The sequence below is a fragment of the Lentzea aerocolonigenes genome (genome assembly GCF_000974445.1).
GTDB lineage: Bacteria > Actinomycetota > Actinomycetes > Mycobacteriales > Pseudonocardiaceae > Lentzea > Lentzea aerocolonigenes.
Genome location: NZ_BBOJ01000032.1, coordinates 42,510 through 63,075, shown reverse-complemented (window position 1 = coordinate 63,075; position 20,566 = coordinate 42,510). Strand labels below are relative to the sequence as shown.

Genomic DNA, 20,566 nt, shown 5'->3' with positions numbered 1-20,566 from the left:
CTGCGAAGCAGCGGCCAAGAACTCAGTGGCCGTGCCCGTGGCCGTGGCCGTGGCCCGCGGCCGGAGCCTCTTCCGCCTTCTTCTCGACGACGGCGCTCTCGGTCGTGAGCACCATGCGCGCGATCGAGGCGGCGTTCGCCACCGCGGAGCGGGTGACCTTGACCGGGTCGATGATGCCCTGCTCCAGCAGGTCGCCGTACTCGAGCTTGGCGGCGTTGATGCCGAAGCCCCAGTCGCCCTCGCGGACCTTGTTCACCACGACGGCGCCCTCGAGGCCCGAGTTCGCGGCGATCCAGAACAGCGGCGCGGACAGGGCCTTCGCGACGAGCGCGACACCCGTGGCCTCGTCACCGGTCAGGTCCAGGCCGCCGTCCAGCACCTTGGCGGCGTGGACCAGCGCGGAACCACCACCGGGCACGATGCCCTCCTCGACCGCGGCCTTGGTAGCGGCGACCGCGTCCTCGATGCGGTGCTTGCGCTCCTTGAGCTCGGTCTCGGTGGCGGCGCCGACCTTGATCACGGCGATGCCGCCGGAGAGCTTCGCGAGGCGCTCCTGGAGCTTCTCGCGGTCCCAGTCGGAGTCCGTGGCCTCGATCTCGCGGCGCAGCTGCTCCGCGCGGCCGGCGATGTCGGCCTTGGTGCCGCCGCCGTCCACGATCGTGGTGTCGTCCTTGGTCACGACGACGCGGCGGGCGGAGCCCAGCTGGTCGAGCGTGGTCTCGGACAGCTTCAGGCCGATCTCCGAGGAGATCACCTCGCCGCCGGTGACGACCGCGAGGTCGTCCAGGAACGCCTTGCGGCGGTCGCCGAAGAACGGTGCCTTCACGGCGACGACCTTGAGTGTCTTGCGCACCGCGTTGACCACCAGCGTGGACAGGGCCTCGCCCTCGACGTCCTCGGCGATGATCAGCAGCGGCTTGCCGGACTCCGCGACCTTCTCGAGGATCGGGAGGACGTCGGCCAGGGCCGAGATCTTCTCGCGGTGCAGCAGGATGCGGACGTCTTCGTAGACGGCCTCCTGCGCCTCGAGGTCGGTCGAGAAGTGCGTCGACACGTAACCCTTGTCGAACTGCACACCCTCGGTGATCACGAGCTCGGTCGCCAGCGTGGACGACTCCTCGACGGTGATGACACCGTCCTCGCCGACGCGCTCGATGGCCTCACCGAGCAGCTGGCCGATCGACTCGTCCCGTGAGGAGACGGTGCCGACCTGGGCGATGTTGTCGCGGCCCTTGACCGGGGTGGCCTTGCCCTTGAGCGCGTCCACGACGGCGTCGGAGGCGGCCTGGATGCCACGGCCGAGCGCGGTCGGGTTCGCACCCGCGGCGATGTTGCGCAGGCCTTCCTTGACCAGCGCCTGCGCCAGCACGGTGGCGGTGGTGGTGCCGTCACCCGCGACGTCGTTGGTCTTGGTGGCGACCGACTTGGCGAGCTGCGCGCCGAGGTTCTCGAACGCGTCGTCCAGCTCGATCTCACGGGCGATCGTGACACCGTCGTTGGTGACCGTGGGGCCACCGAACTTCTTGTCGAGCACGACGTGGCGCCCGCGCGGGCCAAGGGTGACCTTGACCGTGTCCGCGAGCTTGTTGACGCCGCGCTCGAGCGCCCGACGAGCGTCCTCGTCGAAGCTGATCTGCTTGGGCATTACCTGAAGCCTCTCTGGGTAGCGAAACGCCCCGGATGCCCCGGATGGGGCGCCGGGGCGTCAGGCATGACAGCCGAGCGTCGTAGTGCCATAGCCCGGCACGTTGGCGGTCAATTCACGCTCAGCGGAGCGGCTCGCGGCACCGCCCCCGCGCCCCCATACGTCCAGTATGAGGACGCGGGGGCGGCACCACGATCCACTCGTCTGACCGCGAATTGCCACGGCAACGTGCCGGTCTACGGCACTAGTTGACGACGGCCAGCACGTCGCGGGCGGAGAGGATGAGGTACTCCTCGCCGTTGTACTTGACCTCGGTGCCGCCGTACTTCGAGTAGATGACGACGTCGCCGACGGCAACGTCGACCGGAATGCGGTTGCCCTTGTCGTCGATGCGGCCGGGGCCGACCGCGAGGACCTTGCCCTCCTGGGGCTTCTCCTTCGCGGTGTCCGGGATCACGAGGCCGGAGGCGGTGGTCGTCTCGGCCTCGGAGGCCTGAACGACGATCTTGTCCTCGAGCGGCTTGATGTTCACGCTCACCGGGATGACCTCCACGGGTCGTTGGCAGGTTTCGTTGTTACGGCTCCTGCCACCCCGCCGTCGCGGGGGTCGGGGCGGTGCTGGTGCCGTGCAATTGGCACTCTACCCACGAGAGTGCCAACCCTTCAACGAGGGCCCCGAACCGGTCACCCGTCGGGAGCCGTATTCAGGGCATGCCCACCTTGACGCGCCGGACTCTGCTGCTCGCAGGCGTGGCGGGAGTCACAGCGTTCTCGGCCACCGCGTCCGCCAGACCCGCCGACCCTTTCACACTCGGTGTGGCCTCGGGCGACCCGACACCCGACGGGGTGGTGCTGTGGACCCGGCTGGCCGTGGAACCGTTCGCGGAGGACGGCCTGGGAGGCATGCCGGCACGGCCGATCGAGGTGGGGTGGCAGGTCGCGGACGACGAGCGGTTCACCCGGATCGTCCAGCAGGGCTCGACCGTCGCCCGACCGGAGGAGGCGCACAGCCTGCACCTGGAGCTCTCCGGGCTGGAACCGGGCCGCGAGTACTTCTACCGCTTCAAGGCGCTCAACCACCTCTCACGGACGGGCCGCACGCGCACGGCTCCTCCTCCGAACACGTTGCAGGCACCGCTGACGATGGCCTTCGCGTCGTGCGCGCAGTACGAGCACGGGTACTTCACGGCGTACCGCAGGCTGGCGGAGGACGAACCGGACCTGGTGCTGCACCTCGGCGACTACACGTACGAGTACGAGGCCGGCATCCACAAGTCGCCCAGCGGCATCGCCCGCCACGTCGACGGCCCGACGACCGTGACGCTCGCGGACTACCGGCGGCGGTACGCCCAGTACAAGGCCGATCCCGACCTGCAGGAGGCGCACGCCGTCGCACCCTGGTCGGTGGTCTGGGACGACCACGAGATCGCCAACAACTGGGCCGGCCTGCAGCCGGACACCCCGCAGGCGAACTTCGCCCACCGCAGGGCCGCGGCGTTCCAGGCGTACTACGAGAACATGCCGATCCGCAGGTCACCGAGGCTGTACCGGCGGATCCGGTGGGGGTCGCTCGCCACGTTCCACATGCTCGACACCCGCCAGTACCGGACCGACCAGGCCTGCGGGGACGGGCTCCAGCTGTGCCCGGAACGGCTCGCTCCCGAACGCACGATGCTCGGCGACGACCAGGAAGGCTGGCTGTTCAACGGGTTCCGCGGCTCGCAGGCGCGCTGGGACGTGCTCGGCCAGCAGGTGTTCTTCTCACAGTACGACTACATCCCCGGTGACGTGGACAAGTTCCTGCTGGACGCGTGGGACGGCTACGCCGCCGACCGGGACCGGGTGGTGGCGCGCTTCGCCGACGTGCGGAACCCGGTCGTGCTGACCGGTGACGTGCACGCGGCGTGGGGTGCCGAGGTCAAGGAGCGCTGGGACGACCCGTCGTCGAAGACGCTCGCGACCGAACTGGTGACCACGTCGATCACCGCCGGTGGCGACGGGTCGGAGGAGTACGAGGACACGGCCGCGTGGCTGCGCGAGAACCCGCACGTGAAGTACTTCAACAACCGGCGCGGGTACACGCTGACCAGGTTCACGCCCGATGAGCTGCGCACGGAGTTCCGGGGGCTCGACTACGTGACGCGGCCGGGATCGCCTGTCCGCACCAAGGCCTCGTTCGCCGTGGAGGACCGCGTCCCCGGCCTCAACCGCGTTTAGCGACCGCACGCGGGGCCCTTTCGTGCACCAGGAGAGTACGAAAGCTCCCCGCGTGCACTTCCCCAATTCCGCATTACGGAAGCAACGCAGCAACCGCGCAGCGCCTCCGTAGTGCACGCGGGGAGCTTTCGTTCGCACTGAGCGCACGAAGGGGCCCCGCGTGCCGTCCGGATCAGCGGGTCAGAGGATTTGGACGGTGTTGACCGGGAGGCCTGGGGTGGTGGACAGGTCCATCGGGGACGGCTTGGCGCCCGCCGCTACCAGGTGGGCGCCGAGCGCCGCGATCATCGCGCCGTTGTCCGTGCACAGCCGTGGCCGCGGCACGCGCAGCTCGATGCCCGCCTCGGCACACCGCTCGGCCGCGAGACCGCTCAGGCGCGAGTTCGCCGCGACACCGCCGGAGATCACCAGCGTGTCGACGTTCAGGTCCTTCGCGGCGCGGATCGCCTTGGCGGTCAGCACGTCCGCGACGGCCTCCTGGAACGACGCGGCGACGTCGGCGAGCGGAATCTCCTCGCCGGCGCGTTCGGCGCGCTCCACCCAGCGGGCCACCGAGGTCTTCAGGCCGGAGAACGAGAAGTCGTACTTCGCGTCGCGCGGACCCGTCAGGCCGCGCGGGAACGCGATCGCGCACCCGTTGCCCTGCTTGGCGAGCTTGTCGATGGGTGGGCCGCCCGGGTACGGCAGGTCGAGCAACCGCGCGACCTTGTCGTAGGCCTCACCGGCCGCGTCGTCCACGGTGGACCCGATCTCGGTGATCGAGTTCGCCAGGCCGCCCTCGACGAGCAGCAGCTGCGAGTGGCCGCCGGAGACCAGCAGCGCGAGGCAGCGCTGCGGCAACGGGCCGTGCTGCAACGTGTCCGCGGCGACATGACCGGCGAGGTGGTTCACGCCGTAGAGCGGCTTGTTCAACGCGGCCGCGTACGCCTTCGCGGCGGCCACGCCGACCAGCAGCGCGCCGGCGAGACCCGGTCCGGCCGTGACGGCGATGGAGTGGATCTGGGAGAGCTCGACGCCGGACGCGTCCAGTGCGCGGCGCATGGTCGGGACCATGGCCTCGAGGTGGGCGCGCGAGGCGACCTCGGGCACGACGCCGCCGAAGCGGGCGTGCTCCTCGACGCTGGAGGCGACCTCGTCGGCGAGCAGTTCGAGCGAGCCGTCCGGACCGAGGCGGACGATGCCGACGCCCGTCTCGTCGCACGAGCTCTCGATGCCGAGGATCAAACGATCAGACACTTTGAGCAGGCCTTCCCATCGTGTACGCGTCGGCACCCGACGGCTGGTAGTAGCGGCGGCGCAGGCCGAGGTGTTCGAAGCCGTGCGCCAGGTACATCGCGATCGCGGGCTCGTTGTCCGTGCGGACTTCCAGGTACACCGGCACGCCGATCTCGTCGACGCGGGCCAGCAGGTTCCGCAGCAGCATCTTGCCGACGCCCCTGCCCTGCCAGTGCCGGATCACGGCGATCGTGTGGATGCTCGCCTCGTGCGGGCTCGCGGCGAGACCGGCGTAACCGATCAGCTCGTCGTCCGCGTACGCGCCCATGTAGTAGTTGCCGTTGCTGAGCTCGCTGTGGAACGCGTTCTCGCTCCACGGGTCGTCGCCGGGGAACAACGCCAGCTCGATCTCGTGGCACTTGGGCACGTCGGCGTGCTGCAGAGGCGCGAGCGTGACGGTGCCGGTGGTCATGCCCTGGTCACCCGCTTGCGCCCGGTGGGCTCCACGGCGTCGGGGCGGCGCAGGTAGAGCGGGGTGAGCGCGGCCGGGCGGGCCTTGGCGAGCACCTCGGCGGCCGCGGCGGCGACCAGGCCCTCCGGGCTCGGGTGCTTCGATTGGAGGAGCTCCAAGCCGAGGACGTCCTGGTAGATCTCGGCGCCCTCACCCGTGGCCTGTTGCACGCCCAGGGCCGGCAGCTTCTCCGCGAGGTCCTGCGGGCGTTCGACGTGCGGACCGTCCGTGCGGCGACCGGCGGCGTCGTAGGCGGCCCAGTAGACCTCCTTGCGCCGGGCGTCGGTCGCGACGAGCAGCGGGTGGCCGCTGGCGGCGTCCTTGGCGATCGCGTCCGTGGTGGCGACCGGGTAGACCGGGCGGTTGAGCGCCTGACCGAGCGCGGCGGCCGTGGCGAGACCGACCCGCAGACCCGTGAACGGCCCCGGACCGGCGCCGACGACGATCGCGTCGAGGTCGGCGAAGGTCTTGCCGGCCTCTTCGAGCGAGTCGCTGATGTGCGGGGTGAGCAGCTCGCCGTGCGCCTTGGCGTTGAGCGTCACCCGCTTCGCGAGCAGGCGCGGCGGGGAGTCTGGCGCGAGTTCGACCACACCGGCGGTGACTGCGGGGGTGGCCGTGTCGACGGCGAGCACTAGCACGATTGTCCAGAGTAGTACGAGGTCGTGTCGGTCCTCCGGTCGCCTCTTGCCGTCAACCGCCGAAGGCGATTCGGAGGCAAGCGGTGGCCGGAGGACCGACTCCCAGACGACCTCGTCCGCCATCTGCGAAGCAGGGGCAGTTGAACACCGTGTCCAGAACCACACTTCCCACGCGTCCTCGAGGGGCTCGTAAGACGCTGTGTCCATGTTCGCTGAACCGAGTGACCGCGAGGCCCTGCGCTTCGGTGAGAAGTCCCTGACCCACGCCGAGCTGCACCGCGCCGCGGGCACTCTGGCCGAACGGTTGCGCGGCCACACCCGCGTCGCCGTCTGGGCGACCTCGACGCTCGAAACGTGCGTCTCCGTCGTGGCGGGCCTGCTGGCGGGCGTGGCGATCGTGCCGCTCAACCCCAAGATCGGCGAGCGCGAGCTGGAGCACATCCTCGGCGACAGCCAGCCCGACCTGGTGCTGAAGGACGAACCGGTCGTGTTCGGTGAGCCCGGCGAGTTCCCGGAACCCGGTCCCGAGACGCCGGCGCTGGTCATCTACACCTCCGGCACGACCGGACCGCCCAAAGGCGTGGTTCTGCCGCGGAGGTCACTCACCTCGAACATCGACGCGCTGGCCAAGGCGTGGCAGTGGACCGGCGACGACGTGCTGGTGCACGGACTGCCGCTGTTCCACGTGCACGGACTGGGCATCGGTGTCCTCGGCCCGCTGCGGCTCGGCGGTTCGGTGCGGCACGTGAAGTTCTCGCCCGAAGCGGTCGGTCACGAGCTCGCGACCGGCGCCACGATGATGTTCGGCGTCCCGACGATGTACCACCGGATCGCCGAGGCCGTGGAGAACGACGGCGCTCTCGCGGACCAGTTCCGGACCGCGCGGCTGCTGGTCTCCGGAAGTGCGGCGCTGCCGGCGAGCGACCACGAGCGGATCGCCAGGGCCACCGGACAGGGCATCGTCGAGCGGTACGGGATGAGCGAGACGCTGATGAACGTCAGCGTGCGGTTCGACGGCGATCGCAGGCCCGGCGCGGTCGGGCTGCCGGTGGACGGCGTCGACGTGCGAGTCGTCGACGAGCAGGGCGACGACATCGGAGTCGGCACCATCGGTGAGATCGAGGTGCGCGGGCCGAACCTGTTCCTGGAGTACCTGAACCGGCCGGACGCGACGGCGGAAGCGTTCCGCGACGGGTGGTTCTCCACCGGCGACATGGCCGTGCGCGATCCCGACGGCTACCTCCGCATCGTCGGGAGGCGTGCCACCGACCTCATCAAGAGCGGTGGCTACAAGATCGGCGCGGGCGAGATCGAGAACGCCCTGCTGGAGCACCCGTCGGTGGCGGAGGTGGCGGTGACCGGCGAACCGGACGACGACCTCGGCGAACGGATCGTGGCCTGGGTGGTTCCAGCGGGCGAAGCGCCGGAACCAGCCGTGCTGAGCGACCACGTGGCGCGACTGTTGTCACCGCACAAGAGGCCACGGGTGGTGCGTTATCTGGAAGCCTTGCCACGCAACGAGATGGGCAAGGTCCTCAAGCGAGAACTGTCCTGAGAGGACTGTCGTGGGGGATGGCCGATGGGCTCGTCCGGCCATCCTCCACGACGTCCGTCGATCAGCCAGCCGAGTTGCCGTTGCAGGCGACGTACGACGGCGCGTGGTCGACCGTGAAGATCTCCAGCGGGCCGTTCCACTGCCACGGCAGCAGGCAGGCGTTGTTGGCGATGCTGATGTCCGAGCCACCACCGGCGTGGTTGTCGTTGCACGCGGCGTAGCCGGGCGCGTGGCCCTCGTGCAGCAGCGAGAACGGGCCGTTCCACTGCCACGGAGCGGCGCACACGTTGTCAGCGATGCTGATGCCGTGGCCGGAACGGTCGTGCCCCTCGCCGGCGGAGGCGGGGGCCGCGGCGACCAGCATGGCGCCACCGATGACAGCAGTCGCGATAAGCGTCTTCTTGATCATGCGAGGGTCATCGGCCGGTCACGCTCTGTCCTTAATGGACATCACCCTATCCGCTGGAGATAGTCACACGGGGAGGGCACGAGCGGTCCAGTCGCCGTGCGGGATCAGCTGAGCTGTGCGAACGTCGTCGATTCCGCGCTCGAGGCGAATGAGCAGATGATCTTCGTTCAGGCGTTCCGCGACACCCTCGCCCCACTCGACGGCCACCACGGCGTCGACGAGGTCCGTGTCCAGATCAAGATCGTCCAACTCGTCCAGGTGACCCCCGAGCCGGTACGCGTCGACGTGCACCAGCCGCACGCCCCTGCCGCCCTCGGCGGGCTCGTGGACGCGCGCGACGACGAACGTCGGCGACGACACCCTGCCCTGCACACCGAGGCCGCGCGCCAGTCCGCGCACCAGTGCCGTCTTGCCTGCGCCCAACGGACCCGCGAGCAGCAGCAGGTCGCCTGCCCGCACGACTTCACCCAGTTTGCGACCGAACTCCTCGGTGTCCTCCACCAGGGGCAGTTCGACGGTCTTCACGCTCGCCGCCACCACTTCTTCCGACTCTCTCCGCGATCGGCCGCGCAGCGTTCGACGAGCGCGACCAGGTGGTCGTTGACGAGGTCAGCCTGCTCCATCATCACCATGTGCCCGGCACCGGGGGCCCGGACGAGGGTGGCGTGGGGCATCTCCTCGGCCATCCGCTCGGCGTGCGAGAACGGCGTGAGCTTGTCCGCGTCGCCGCTCAGGATCAGCACCTCGCAGTGCCTGAGGCCCGCCAGCGCCTTGTAGCGGTCGTGCGTGCCGAGCGTCTCCAGGAACTCGGTGAGCACCTTCACCGTGGTCCCGTTGATCATCTTCTCCATCAGGTCCACAAGGGACGGTGCCACCTTGCGGTCGCCGAACGCCAGCGCGCGGATACCGCTCCAGGTCAGGCTTTTCGCGCTCTTGCGCACCCACTCGACGAGACCGGGCTGCACCCCCGCGAGCCGTCCGACGCCGAGCGTCACGGGGTTGTACCGCGACAGCACGGACTTCGGCAGCCCCGCGCCACCCACGGCACCGGCGGCCGTGCCGACGAGCGCGACGCCGCGCACCCGTTCCGCGAAGAGCTCCGGCCGCTGCTCGGCCAGCGCCATGATCGTCATGCCGCCCATGGAGTGGCCGACGAGCACCAGCGGCCCGTCCGGCACGACCGAGCGGATCACCGCGTCGAGGTCGTGCGCGAGCTGCTCGATCGTGCTGGCCTCGACGGAGGACCGGCCGGACCGGCCGTGGCTGCGCTGGTCGTAGAGCACCTGGTGGACGCGCGGGTCGAGCAGCTCGGCGAGGTCGCGGCGCTGGAAGTGCCAGCAGCGGCGGTCGAGCGCGAACCCGTGCACCAGCACCACGGTGATGTCGGCCTCGCCACCGTCAGCGGGATCGACCTCCTCGACGGAGATCGGCACGCCGTCGTCCGCGGCCACCGTCGACTCGCGATCGGGCCTGAGCTGTCCCAACGGCTCTTCGGCGAGGCTGTCGGACGCGGTCTTGCGCTCGTGCGACACCTTCGCCGTCTGCGCCACGGCCGCACCGGCGACGGCGGCACCCAGCGCACCACCGACCCACCCGACGACCTTCCACACCGGCTTCACGTGTAGATCCTCCGCACCCGCGGCCGGTACATCCCGCAGACGATCTCGTAGTCGATCGTCCCGGTCAGCTCCGCCCACTCCGTCGCCGTCGGCTCCCCGCGGCTCCCGTCGCCGAAAAGCAGGACCTCCGCCCCCTCGGCGATCTCGTCGTCCCCGCAGTCCACGACGATCTGGTCCATGCAGACACGCCCCACCACCGGGCGGCGCTTGTCGTTGAGGAGCACCTCCATCCGGCCGGAGAGTGCCCTCGGAACGCCGTCCGCATACCCGGCCGGCACCAGTGCCAGCGTCGTGTCCTTCTGCGCGGTCCATGTCATCCCGTAGGAGACCGACTCGCCTGCGGGGATACGTTTGGTGAGCGCCACGTGCGAGCGGTAGCTCATGACTGGCCTGAGGTCGTGGTCCGTCGGCACCGGGTTCAGCCCGTACATCGCGATGCCGGGCCGCACGATGTCGAAGTGCAGGTCCGGCCGCGTGAGCAGGGCGGCGGAGTTCGCGATGTGCCTCTTCGGGTCGAGGCCGTGGGACTTCGCCACCTCGTAGGCGTCGTCGAACCGCTTGGCCTGCAGGTCCACCGACGGGTGCCCGATCTCGTCCGCGCACGCGAGGTGCGACCAGACGGCGACGATCTCGTGCTTCTTGGCCTGCTCCACCAGCTCGGGCCAGTCCTGCGGCTGACACCCGTTGCGGCTGAGGCCGGTGTCGATCTTCAGGTGGATCCGCGGCCGGGCGTCGGCCTCCTCCGCGGCCTGCTCGACGCGACGCAGGTCGGTGAGAGACGACACGGACAGGTCCACGTCGGCCGCGATGCCGGCGGCGAGGTCCTCGTCCGGGGCGTCGAGCCAGGCGAGGATGGGCGCCTGGATGCCCGCGGCCCTGAGGGCGAGGGCTTCCTGCGTCGAACAGGAACCGAGCCAGCTCGCACCGGCCTCCAGCGCCGCACGGGCGACCTCGACCGCGCCGTGGCCGTAACCGTCCGCCTTCACGACGGCCATCGTCTCCGCGCGGGGAGCGAGGCCGGCGAGCAGCGCGACGTTGTGCCGCAGCGCACCGAGGTCGACTACTACTTCTGAACGGGCCATAACCTGTTCATCGTGCCATGAGACCGCAGCTCACAAGTGTGAGCGAGCGCTCACGCAGGGGTCCCCTCCAGGGGGTCCCCTGATTTCATTCTCCCAGGCGGCACCGACAAGATCGGGATCGGCGATCCTGCCGGTCTGAACGACCGTGTTGCCGCTGCCCAGCCCAGTGCAGGACCAGTCGTCGGCCGGATCCCAAGTCCCGGTGCCGGTGATGTGGAACTGGACTCCTCGCGGTACACGGACTGCCCTGCCGGAGCCGCACCGGAGCACGGGTGCCCGTGATGCGGAACTGGACTTCCTCGCGGCACTCGGACTGCCCGGCCGAAGCCACGCCGGAGCACGGGATCTCGACGTGGCAGGTCGAGCCGCGGTGCTGCACGGGCGGCGAACGGACAGCTCAGCGGCCTCGGACGAGCCGAATCGCCGCCGGGATCGCCTCCATCAGCCCGGAAGCCGGCACCGGTGCCCCGTCCGCACCCAGCTCAGCCGCCAGCACGTGCAGGTGAGCCGCATACCCCGCCGCCAGGAACGGGTCCAAGCCGGAAGCCAGCAGCGCACCGATGATCCCGGACAACACGTCCCCGGACCCCGCCGTCGCAGGCCACGACGACGTGGCCGAGTTCACCAGCGCCCGCCCGTCCGGCGCCGCCACCACGGTCCGATGCCCCTTCAGCAGCACCACGGCGTTGAACCGCTGGGCAGCCTTCCGCGCCGCCGCCACACGATCAGAGCCGACCGGACCGGCGAGGCGTTCGAACTCGCGGTCGTGCGGGGTCAGCACCAGAGGCGCGTCCGGGTCGCGGGCGTCCCACAGTTCGGGGTGCTGGGAGAGCAACGTGATGGCGTCGGCGTCGGCGATCACCGGCACTCCGGCGTCCAGCACGAACCGCAGGACCTCCGCCGAGGACGAGCCTGTTCCTGCACCGGGGCCGACGACCCAGGCCTGGACGCGGCCGGCGTCGGTGATGGAGCCCGTGCAGATGGTTTCGGGCCAGCGGGCGCGGATGGCGTCGGCGGCGGGACCGGCGTAGCGGACCATGCCCGAGGTGGCGAGGACGGCGGCGCCGGTCGACAGCACCGCGGCGCCCGGATAGGTCGAGCTGCCGGCCGCCACGCCCGTGACGCCCTGGGTGTACTTGTCGTCGGACGGGCCCGGCACCGGCCAGGCGATGTCCGAGCGGTCCAGCAGCACGAAGTCCGGGTCCGCCGGACGCAGACCGATGTCGACCAGGTGCACCTCGCCGCAGTCCGCCAGCGCGTGCACCGGCTTCAGGCAGCCGAACGTGACGGTGGTGTGCGCGCGAACGTGAGGTCCGGAGATCTCACCGGTGTCCGGGTCGATCCCGGAAGGCAGGTCCACGGCCAGGATCGGCGCACGCACCGAGGAGACCAGCGCGGCCGCGTCCGGCCGCAGTGGGCCGCGCGCCGACAGTCCCACGATGCCGTCGATGACCAGGTCTGGCGATCCGACTGAGGAGACGATCCGGCCACCGGCACGGCGAAAGGCGGCCAGGCCCTCGACGTGCGCCTTGGCCGGGTTGAGCAGCACGGCCGACACCGCGACTCCGCGGCGGCGCAGGAAGTAGCCGGCCCACAGGGCGTCGCCGCCGTTGTTGCCCGCACCGACGAGCAACGTGACGCGGCGACGTCCGGCCAGCAAACGCAAGGCGTGGGTGGCCACACCGAACGCGGCCTTCCGCATCAACGAGCCCGGCGGGACCACCGCCATGAGCTCCTCTTCAGCGGACTTGACGCGTTCGGTGTGCCAGACGCCTCTCACTCACTCGACGGTAACGGACTTCGCGAGGTTGCGAGGCTTGTCCACGTCGTAGCCGCGGGCGGTCGCGATCTCCGCCGCGAGCACCTGCAGCGGGATCGTCGAGATGAGCGGCTGCAGCAGCGTCGGGACAGCCGGGATCTCGATCAGGTGGTCGGCGAACGGGCGCACGGTCTCGTCGCCCTCCTCCGCGATCACGATCGTGCGGGCGCCGCGGGCCTGGATCTCGCTGATGTTCGACACCAGCTTCGAGTGCAGGACGGCACGGCCCTTCGGCGACGGCATGACCACGACGACCGGGAGGTTCTCCTCGATCAACGCGATCGGGCCGTGCTTGAGCTCGCCCGCCGCGAAGCCCTCGGCGTGCATGTAGGCGAGCTCCTTGAGCTTCAGAGCGCCTTCGAGAGCCACCGGGTAGCCGACGTGGCGGCCGAGGAACAGCACCGCCTTCGAGTCCGCGAGCTCCCGGCCCAGCGCCTTGACCTGGTCGATGGTGCCGAGCACGCGCTGCACGGCCTCGGGCATGGCCTCGAGCTCGTGGAACTCGCGGGCGACCTCGTCCGGGTACTTGGTGCCGCGGGCCTGCGCCAGGGCCAGGCCGACGAGGTAGTTGGCCGCGATCTGGGCGAGGAACGCCTTCGTCGACGCGACACCGATCTCCGGACCGGCGTGCGTGTAGAGGACGGCGTCGGACTCTCGCGGGATCTGCGCGCCGTTGGTGTTGCAGACGGCCAGGACGCGGGCCTTCTGCGCACGCGCGTGGCGCACGGCCTCCAGCGTGTCCGCGGTCTCGCCGGACTGCGACACGGCGACGACGAGCGTGTCGCGGTCGAGCACCGGGTCGCGGTAGCGGAACTCGGAGGCCAGCTCGACCTCGACGGGCAGGCGGGTCCAGTGCTCGATCGCGTACTTCGCGACGAGACCGGAGTGGTAGGCGGAACCGCAGGCGACGACGAAGACCTTGTCGACGTCGCGCAGGTCCTGGTCGGACAGGCGCTGCTCGTCGAGGACGATCCGGCCGTTCGCGAAGTGGCCGCGCAGCGTGTTCGCCAGCGCCTCCGGCTGCTCCTCGATCTCCTTGAGCATGAAGTACTCGTGGCCGCCCTTCTCGGCGGCGCTGAGGTCCCAGTTCACCGTGAACGGCTTGGCCTCGGCGGGCTCGCCCTCGAAGTCGGTGACCTGGTAACCGTCGCGGGACAGCACGACCATCTGGTCCTGGCCCAGCTCGACGGCTTCCTTGGTGTGCGCGATGAACGCGGCCACGTCGCTCGCGACGAAGTACTCGTTGTCGCCGACACCGACGACCAGCGGCGAGTTCCGGCGCGCCGCGACGACGGTGTCGGGCTCGTCGGCGTGCGTGAAGACGAGCGTGAACGCGCCCTCCAGGCGGTTCACGACCTTGCGCACGCTGGCGACGAAGTCGCCCTTGGTGTCGCCTTCGTTGTAGGCGAACGCCACGAGGTGCGCGACCGTCTCGGTGTCGGTGTCGGACGCCATCTCGACGCCGAGGCCTTCGAGCTCGGCGCGCAGCGCGAGGAAGTTCTCGATGATGCCGTTGTGCACCACGGCGACGCGGTTGGTCGCGTCGCGGTGCGGGTGCGAGTTGCGGTCGATCGGCGCACCGTGCGTCGCCCACCGCGTGTGACCCATGCCGACGGTGCCCGCGAAGTTGTCGCGGCCCACCTCGTCGAGCCTCGTCTCCAGGTTCTGCAGCCGGCCTGCCTTGCGTTCGACGGCGAGATCATCGCCGGCGACGACCGCGACGCCTGCCGAGTCGTAACCCCGGTACTCGAGTCGCCTCAGCCCGTCCAGCACGACGTCGAGCGCCGACTGGTGACCCACGTATCCCACGATTCCGCACACGGAAAACAGACTAGCTAGACCACGCCGCTAACCCTAATGAGTGAGGACGCTCCATACGTGCAGGTCAGGACGCCAGGTGGTGTAGACCAATCTCGGGTGTGGTGCGGACGACAGGATCGACTACGGTTCACCACATGGCTCGCCGCGTGATCACGCTGACCGCGAAACAGGCCCTTGAGCAGCTGAGCAGGCCCGGTCCGCACCCCGTGCTGCGCGGCGACCTCGCGCTCGTGGGCCTGCCGGGGGTGATCTTCACGCCGCAGTCCGGCCTGGGTCTGCCCGCCGTCGCGTTCGGACACGGCTGGATGCAGCCCGTACGCCGCTACCACGGGCTTTTGCGGCACCTGGCGTCTTGGGGCGTGGTCGCCGCCGCACCGGCCGTGGAGCGCGGACCGCTGTTGTCGTCGCGAGTCCTGGCGGCGAACCTCCTGACCACTTTGGACATCTGCACCGGCGTGCGACTCGGCTCGGGAGAGATCAGCGTCGACCCCGCCCGCCTCGCACTGGCCGGGCACTCGATGGGCGGCGGCGCGGCGGTGCTGGCGGCGTCGGACACCGACCGCGTCCGCGCCGTTGTGACTTTGGCCGCAACGGAGACGCGCCCGTCCGCTCTGGACGCCGCACGGACCGTGCGCGCACCCGGCCTGCACCTCGCGGCGGGCGAGGACCGCATCGCACCACCGGTCGGTCACGCCGAGGCGATCGCCCAGGCCTGGGGCGGTCCGGTGCAGCTGCGGTTGCTGCCCAAGGCCTCGCACCTGGGCTTCACCGAGGGCAGGCACTGGAGCGAGCTCCTGCTGGACGGGAAGTCCGAGCGGGGCTCGCACAAGCTCGGCCGGGCGTTCGTGACCGCGTTCCTGCTGCGGGTGCTGACCGGGGAGCGCACGTACGACGAGCTGCTCGACAGCGACCTGAAGAACGCGAGTCTCGTCTTTCAGCGGGAAGCGCTGCGCACCCGCTAGGTTGCTGGGCGTGATGCCGGGAGAACAGAACCAGGGCTGGCACCAGCCGCAGCAGTTCCAGGGTCCGAGGCCGGACACCAAGGGACTGCGGACCGGTTTGATCGTGGCGGTCGGTGTCCTCGCACTCGCGTGCAGCGGCGGCGTGGTGGTCAAGGCCGTCGACCGCGTCCTGACGGGGATCTCGAAGGGCGACGCACTGCGGATCGCGGTGGGCGGTTCGCTCGCGATCGGTGCGCTGGTGTTGCTGGCAGGCGCGCTGATGGTCGCGATCGGCACGGCGGCGAGCAGGTTCGTCGTGGGTGCGGCCGCCGCGCTGTACCTGATCGCGTTCCTGCTGAGGTCGATCGACGGCGCGTTCGACGGCGAACTGCTGGCCGTGCTGGTCGGGGTGCTGATCGCGGCGGCGATCACCTGGTCACCTCCGCTCGCCGCGCACTTCCAGGCCAAGAAGCGTGCCGGACAGCAGCCGGGATGGGGCCACGGACAGCAGGGGTACGGACAGGCGCCGCAGGGACCGCCGCCACCCGGCTATGGCCAGCCTCAGCCCGGTCATGGCCAGCCCCAGCCGGGATACGGCCCACCCCAGCCCGGTCTGGGTCAGTCCCAGCCGGGATATGGCCCGCCGCAGCCCGGCCACGCCCAGCCCGGGTATGGGCAGCAGCCTCAAGGGCCACCTCAACCGGGCTACGGGCCGCCGCAGGGACCGCCGCCACCCGGACACGGGCCTCAGCAAGGTCCACCGCCTCCCGGATACGGACCTCAGTAGAGTCCGCGCTTCCTCAGGCACAGCCCCAACACTGACCCGACGACTACGCCCCTCCAGGTCCACGACCTGGAGGGGCGTTGTCGTTCAGGACAGCCAGCTCTGGTTGCTCATGTCGTCGTCATCGTCGACGACCGGCCGCTGCGGCCGCCGGGGTGCGGGCGGCTGCCGGACCGGAGGGGGCGGCGGAGGCGGCGGCGCCACGTACGCGGGTTCGACGGGCTCCGGAGTGGGTGCGGGGGCCGAGGGAGGCGCCCAGCCACCGGGCCGGAAGCCCGGCATGTCGTCCTGCTCCTCGTCGTCCTCGGCGCCGAACGCGTACTCGCCGGTCTTCTTCTCGGTGGCCGCGGCGGTGCCCCAGCCACCGGCCGCCTTCTGGCGACCGGCCATCTCGTGCAGCCGCGTCGCGACCTTGGCCGCGTCGGCGAGGTTCTTCTCGTTCTTCTCCTTGGCGTCGGCCACCGCCTGGTCGACCTTGCGGCTGGCCAGCTCCGCACGTTCGGAGTGCTCGCGGTTCGTGGCTTCGAACCGCGCTTCCAGAGCCTTGACTTCGTCCTGGACGCTCACGCCCGCGAGTCCTCCCCGAGCACGCCCGCCACACGGGTGAGCGGGTTGTTGTCGTCGTCGAACAGCGAACCGGTCGTGCGCCACTGGCTCGCACCGCGTTCGGTGTCACCGCCCTGCTGGCCTCCGGCGCCACCGCCCATCATGCCGCCACCGCCGCCCATCATTCCGCCGCCCATCATGCCGCCGGTCGCGGCACCGGACGTGGGCTGGCCGTGAGCGTCCTGCATGGACGGCAGGTTCGCCGAGCCCGCCTGACCGGCCTCGGAGGCGTTGGTGTCGAACGCGCCTCCGTTGTCGCTCTGGGACGGCGTGCTCCACGCGCTGTCCGCCGGGGACGAACCACCGAGCACGGACTCGCCGCCGGAGGAGCCGCCGGCGCCCGTGAACGAGACGCCGGACGTCGTCGTGCTGTCCGACGCCGCGGCGATCTTGGGCTCGCCGGCGTTCGGCATGATGCCGTTGTCCTCGATGTAGCTGCGGCCCACCGACTCCTGGAAGCGCTCGGCGACGTTCGGGCCGTCCTGGCCCGGCGGGCTCCAGACCTGCTCGGCCTGGGCCGGCATGGTCTGGAACTCACCCTGTGCGGGCGCGGGCATGGTCTGGAACTCGCCCTGCGCGGGCGCGGGCATCGGCTGGAACTCGCCCTCGGCCGGCCGCGGGAAGTCCTGCTCCGGGAGCGTCAACGGCTCGTCGAGCCGGAGATCGCCGGTCATGCCACCGGCTCCGGCCTTGTCCGTCCCTCCCGCAGCGGGGTTCTCGTCCTCGCCGAAGCCCACGCCGATCTGGTCGGGCGTGCCGTCGCCGTTGTCCGCGGTCAGGTTGATCTCGCCGGTCTTGGAGTCGACCTCGGCGGTGAAGTTGACGCCGTCCTGCTCGATGTGGATCTTGCCGTCCGCACCGACCTCGACCGGGATCGGGTTCGACTCCGAGCCAGGCGCGCCCGTGCCGGCTCCACCGGGGGCGCCGCCACCGGGGGCCGGCGTGTTGCCGCCGGGCGCACCGGGTGCCTGCGAGCCCTGCGTCGCGGTGCCGGTGAGCTGGTTGGCCATGGCCGTGACGGCCTGCGTGCCGTTCTGGCCCATCAGCGCCTTGGCGGCCTCTGGGTTCTTGCTGAAGTCGAGGTCGTAGGTCTTGGGCTCGCCCTTCGGCGTGTCGATCGTCATCTTCACGTGCCCGTTCGAGTCGGGCTCCGTGACCTTGATCGTGTTGTCGCCGGCCTTGACCGTGACGGACTCGAGCTTCTCCTCCGGCTTCGGCTGGTCCGGCTTGCCGTCGCCGTTCTTGTCGTCCGGCTTGCCGTCGCCGTCGAGGTCGTCGATCTTGCCGTCGCCGTCGGTGTCGCCGGGCAGGTCGGGCTTGCCGTCGCCGTTCTTGTCGAGCGGGTTCTCCGGCTTGGGGATCTCCGGCATTCCGCCGCCGCCACCACCGCCGGAGCCGCTACCACCGCCACCGCTGCCGGTGCCGCCACCACCACCGGTGCCGCTTCCGCCGCCGGTGCCCTTGCCGTTGTCGCCGCCCTTGCCGTTGCCGGTGGGCTGGGTCTGGCCGAGCACCTTGAACGGGTCTTCGTCCCGCTCGTTGAGGAACTTGTTCATGTTCGCCCAGTGCTCGTCGACGGCCTTCTTCGTGTTCTCACACGTGGTCTTGAAGGCGTCGAGGATGCCGCGGAACGTGTCGCAAAAGATCTTGCACCACTCGACGGCCTGCCGGGCGGCGTAGTCCTTGGTCTCGTCGTTCAGGTCGCAGTTGTCGTCGCCGACCATGTCCGCGACCGACTGCTGTCCCTGCTGCGTCGGCAGGAACGCGGCGATCGTCTGGATGTCCTCGTCGCTCGCACCGCGACCGGCACGGGCGACGCGGACGATCACGTCGACCTCTTGGGGCGTGCGCTCGCAGATGCGTTCCTTGTAGTTGTCCAGCAACCACTGCGTCTTCACCCGGACCGCCTCGGCTACCTTCGAGCACGCCATGCCCACGGCCTGCTCGGAACCGGTCAGCGAGTCCGTGACGACGCGGACCTGTGCCTGGAACTTGCCGAAGAAGTCGCTCGACTTGTCGGACGCCTTGCCCGTCCAGTGGCTGTACAGACCGTTCATGTCGGTCTGCATCTTGCCCGCGGCGTCGGTGATCGCGCTGCGCGCCGTCGCCCACTCCTGGATCTCGGCTTCGAGCTTCGAGAACAGGATGCCGCGCTGCTCGTCCCAGAGCTTGATGACAGCGTCGTGCGTGAAGTCGCCGTTGCCCTTGCCCGCGATGCCGCACGCCTCGAGGTACTTCGGCAGGAAGCGGTCGAACATCTTCAACGCGGCGTTGCCCTTGTCGATGATGTCGTCCGACTTCGCCACACCGGCGCTGTACGGGCCACCCTTGGCCTGGTCGCGCAGCTGCTGCTTGCCCGCGTCGACGGCCGACTTCTCGGCGGCGGTGTCGCCGTTCTTCTCCTTGTCCGCCTTGGCGGACGCACGGGCGGCGTCGAGGGAGTCCTGGAAGTTGTCGTCCTCGTCGTCGGCCCAGGTGCGGTCCCAGTCGCCGAGCGAGAACTTCTTGTCGTACTCCTCGACGACCTTGTTCGCCTCGTCCTCCGAGAGGCCGGGCATGTCCTCGTCCTCGGCCCGGTCGAAGTACCGGAGGGCGAGTTCCTTGCGCTCTTCGAACGGGATGTTCGGGTTGTCGAGGAGAGCCTTGACTTCCTGCCAGGTGGGCTGCTCCATCACTTGCTCACCTTCTGCGTGTTCTCCGACTCAACCCACTCGTAGCCGCCCTTGCTGGCTTCGAGCCGGGCGGCGAAGTCCGCGCTCGCGGTGACGAAGCTCTGTGCGCACTTGGCGAGTTTCTGGATGCCGGTCTGGTAGCCGGTCAGCGCGGTCTCGTGGGCCTTGCCGAAGTCCTGCTTGCCCATCTCGGTCTGGGCGATCTTGTCGCTGGAGGCCTTGGTGCCCTCACCGGCACCACGCACCTTCCCGGCGACAGTGCCCATCTCCTCCGGGCTAGTACCGAAGCCGGCCACCCGAACTCCCCTCTGTGGCCTCGCGCCACACCCCGTAGAACGTCCGCCGGCGCGAACCGGCATTCCCCAGTCCGACGTAACACCGTTGCATCCGGTTCCCATGTTCGCAGGCCACGGGCGTCACGCGGGAGCGAACCGGCGCGAGGCTTGCATATGCGAACGAGGCTCGGCAGTCACCACTGGTTGGGTGGAGGGGGCTGCTGACCAGGCGGTTGCTGGGGCCACTGCTGGCCGTGCGGTGGCTGCTGCGGCCACTGCTGCCCCTGCGGGGGACCCTGCTGCGGCCATTGCTGACCGGGCGGCGGGCCCTGCGGCGGGTAGGGCTGCTGGCCGTGGCCGGGAGGGAAGTGCTGCGGGTGCTGGGCCCGCTGCTTCTTCTGGCTCTTCAGGGCGACCACCACGATCACCGCGACGACGGCGAGTGCCAGCACGAAGAGGATGACCAGCAGCGCGAGAGGTCCGATGTTCACGTCCGGTCACCAGCCGTTCTGGGCGGGAGGCTGCTGCCCCTGCGGCTGGTACGGCTGGTGACCGGGCATCGGCTGCTGACCTGGCGGGAACTGCTGTTGCTGCGGGTGCGGGTACCCCTGTTGCTGGGGGTACGGGTACCCCTGCTGCGGGGGATGCGGCGGCTTGCGCCTGGTGGCCATCGCTACTGCGACGACCACCACCACGACCACCACGACGAGCAAGAAGAACAGCACCAACCAGATGGCCACGAGAAGTCCTCCGAGAT

At 70.1% G+C, this 20,566-nt stretch carries 20 protein-coding genes; 4 read left to right on the top strand and 16 right to left on the bottom strand.

Annotation, left to right across the window (positions count from 1 at the left end; translation table 11 throughout):
• Positions 1 to 22: 22 nt before the first annotated feature.
• Both groL and groES read right to left on the bottom strand, forming a co-directional pair.
• Positions 23 to 1,645, bottom strand: a complete 1,623-nt coding sequence (groL, locus tag AOM45_RS43845) for a chaperonin GroEL (protein WP_030471992.1) — start codon at positions 1,643 to 1,645, stop codon at positions 23 to 25.
• Between the two features lie 244 nt (positions 1,646 to 1,889).
• Complete coding sequence (gene groES / locus AOM45_RS43840; protein WP_030471993.1) at positions 1,890 to 2,183, bottom strand: co-chaperone GroES; 294 nt, start codon at positions 2,181 to 2,183, stop codon at positions 1,890 to 1,892.
• 173 nt (positions 2,184 to 2,356) lie between these two features.
• On the opposite strand from groES, the gene AOM45_RS43835 reads away from it, so the two are divergent.
• Positions 2,357 to 3,862, top strand: a complete 1,506-nt coding sequence (locus tag AOM45_RS43835) for an alkaline phosphatase D family protein (protein ID WP_030471994.1) — start codon at positions 2,357 to 2,359, stop codon at positions 3,860 to 3,862.
• 180 nt (positions 3,863 to 4,042) lie between these two features.
• On the opposite strand, the gene tsaD is transcribed toward AOM45_RS43835, so the two are convergent.
• The 3 genes from tsaD to tsaB are packed head-to-tail and all read right to left on the bottom strand — an operon-like array spanning position 4,043 to position 6,226.
• Complete coding sequence (gene tsaD, locus AOM45_RS43830; protein ID WP_030471995.1) at positions 4,043 to 5,098, bottom strand: tRNA (adenosine(37)-N6)-threonylcarbamoyltransferase complex transferase subunit TsaD; 1,056 nt, start codon at positions 5,096 to 5,098, stop codon at positions 4,043 to 4,045.
• The gene (rimI, locus tag AOM45_RS43825; protein WP_030471996.1) at positions 5,091 to 5,549 is read right to left on the bottom strand and encodes a ribosomal protein S18-alanine N-acetyltransferase; all 459 of its coding nucleotides are present in this window, start codon (positions 5,547 to 5,549) and stop codon (positions 5,091 to 5,093) included. Before rimI ends, tsaD begins: the two co-directional genes overlap by 8 nt.
• On the bottom strand, positions 5,546 to 6,226 hold the full coding sequence (tsaB, locus tag AOM45_RS43820) for a tRNA (adenosine(37)-N6)-threonylcarbamoyltransferase complex dimerization subunit type 1 TsaB (protein ID WP_030471997.1): 681 nt from the start codon (positions 6,224 to 6,226) through the stop codon (positions 5,546 to 5,548). Before tsaB ends, rimI begins: the two co-directional genes overlap by 4 nt.
• Positions 6,227 to 6,431: 205 nt before the next feature.
• Between tsaB and AOM45_RS43815 the strand changes: the two genes are divergently transcribed.
• Positions 6,432 to 7,781 carry an acyl-CoA synthetase gene (locus AOM45_RS43815; protein WP_030471998.1) on the top strand — a complete coding sequence of 450 codons (1,350 nt, stop codon included), beginning with the start codon at positions 6,432 to 6,434 and terminating at the stop codon, positions 7,779 to 7,781.
• 61 nt (positions 7,782 to 7,842) lie between these two features.
• On the opposite strand, the gene AOM45_RS43810 is transcribed toward AOM45_RS43815, so the two are convergent.
• The 6 genes from AOM45_RS43810 to glmS form a co-directional block, all read right to left on the bottom strand.
• A complete protein-coding gene (locus AOM45_RS43810; RefSeq protein WP_030471999.1) occupies positions 7,843 to 8,190 on the bottom strand; it encodes a hypothetical protein in 348 nt (115 codons plus the stop codon).
• 63 nt (positions 8,191 to 8,253) lie between these two features.
• Complete coding sequence (gene tsaE, locus AOM45_RS43805) at positions 8,254 to 8,715, bottom strand: tRNA (adenosine(37)-N6)-threonylcarbamoyltransferase complex ATPase subunit type 1 TsaE (RefSeq protein WP_035912959.1); 462 nt, start codon at positions 8,713 to 8,715, stop codon at positions 8,254 to 8,256.
• On the bottom strand, positions 8,712 to 9,809 hold the full coding sequence (locus AOM45_RS43800) for an alpha/beta fold hydrolase (RefSeq protein WP_030472001.1): 1,098 nt from the start codon (positions 9,807 to 9,809) through the stop codon (positions 8,712 to 8,714). The genes tsaE and AOM45_RS43800 overlap by 4 nt, the downstream gene beginning before the upstream one ends.
• Positions 9,806 to 10,891, bottom strand: coding sequence for an alanine racemase (gene alr, locus AOM45_RS43795; protein WP_030472002.1), 1,086 nt, complete (start codon positions 10,889 to 10,891; stop codon positions 9,806 to 9,808). The genes AOM45_RS43800 and alr overlap by 4 nt, the downstream gene beginning before the upstream one ends.
• A 397-nt stretch (positions 10,892 to 11,288) precedes the next feature.
• Positions 11,289 to 12,671: a bifunctional ADP-dependent NAD(P)H-hydrate dehydratase/NAD(P)H-hydrate epimerase gene (locus tag AOM45_RS43790; RefSeq protein ID WP_030472003.1), complete on the bottom strand. Its 1,383-nt coding sequence runs from the start codon at positions 12,669 to 12,671 to the stop codon at positions 11,289 to 11,291.
• Complete coding sequence (gene glmS / locus AOM45_RS43785; protein WP_030472004.1) at positions 12,672 to 14,531, bottom strand: glutamine--fructose-6-phosphate transaminase (isomerizing); 1,860 nt, start codon at positions 14,529 to 14,531, stop codon at positions 12,672 to 12,674.
• A gap of 149 nt (positions 14,532 to 14,680) precedes the next feature.
• Between glmS and AOM45_RS43780 the strand changes: the two genes are divergently transcribed.
• Together AOM45_RS43780 and AOM45_RS52235 are read left to right on the top strand one after the other, a co-directional pair.
• A complete protein-coding gene (locus AOM45_RS43780; protein ID WP_372497491.1) occupies positions 14,681 to 15,493 on the top strand; it encodes a dienelactone hydrolase family protein in 813 nt (270 codons plus the stop codon).
• Between the two features lie 10 nt (positions 15,494 to 15,503).
• The gene (locus AOM45_RS52235; protein WP_176573013.1) at positions 15,504 to 16,259 is read left to right on the top strand and encodes a hypothetical protein; all 756 of its coding nucleotides are present in this window, start codon (positions 15,504 to 15,506) and stop codon (positions 16,257 to 16,259) included.
• Positions 16,260 to 16,343: 84 nt separating this feature from the next.
• Here the strand turns inward: AOM45_RS52235 and AOM45_RS43770 are convergent, their stop codons facing one another.
• The 5 genes from AOM45_RS43770 to AOM45_RS43750 all read right to left on the bottom strand — a co-directional run bounded on the left by AOM45_RS43770 (position 16,344) and on the right by AOM45_RS43750 (position 20,549).
• A complete protein-coding gene (locus tag AOM45_RS43770) occupies positions 16,344 to 16,823 on the bottom strand; it encodes a hypothetical protein (RefSeq protein ID WP_051784446.1) in 480 nt (159 codons plus the stop codon).
• On the bottom strand, positions 16,820 to 19,534 hold the full coding sequence (locus AOM45_RS43765) for a WXG100 family type VII secretion target (RefSeq protein WP_030472008.1): 2,715 nt from the start codon (positions 19,532 to 19,534) through the stop codon (positions 16,820 to 16,822). The genes AOM45_RS43770 and AOM45_RS43765 overlap by 4 nt, the downstream gene beginning before the upstream one ends.
• Positions 19,534 to 19,800, bottom strand: coding sequence for a hypothetical protein (locus AOM45_RS43760; protein ID WP_035912927.1), 267 nt, complete (start codon positions 19,798 to 19,800; stop codon positions 19,534 to 19,536). The genes AOM45_RS43765 and AOM45_RS43760 overlap by 1 nt, the downstream gene beginning before the upstream one ends.
• Positions 19,801 to 20,003: 203 nt before the next feature.
• The gene (locus AOM45_RS43755) at positions 20,004 to 20,300 is read right to left on the bottom strand and encodes a hypothetical protein (protein ID WP_051784447.1); all 297 of its coding nucleotides are present in this window, start codon (positions 20,298 to 20,300) and stop codon (positions 20,004 to 20,006) included.
• A 6-nt stretch (positions 20,301 to 20,306) separates the two neighbouring features.
• Positions 20,307 to 20,549 (bottom strand): hypothetical protein, encoded by a 243-nt coding sequence (locus tag AOM45_RS43750; RefSeq protein ID WP_051784448.1) that lies wholly within the window; start codon positions 20,547 to 20,549, stop codon positions 20,307 to 20,309.
• Between the last annotated feature and the right edge of the window lie 17 nt (positions 20,550 to 20,566).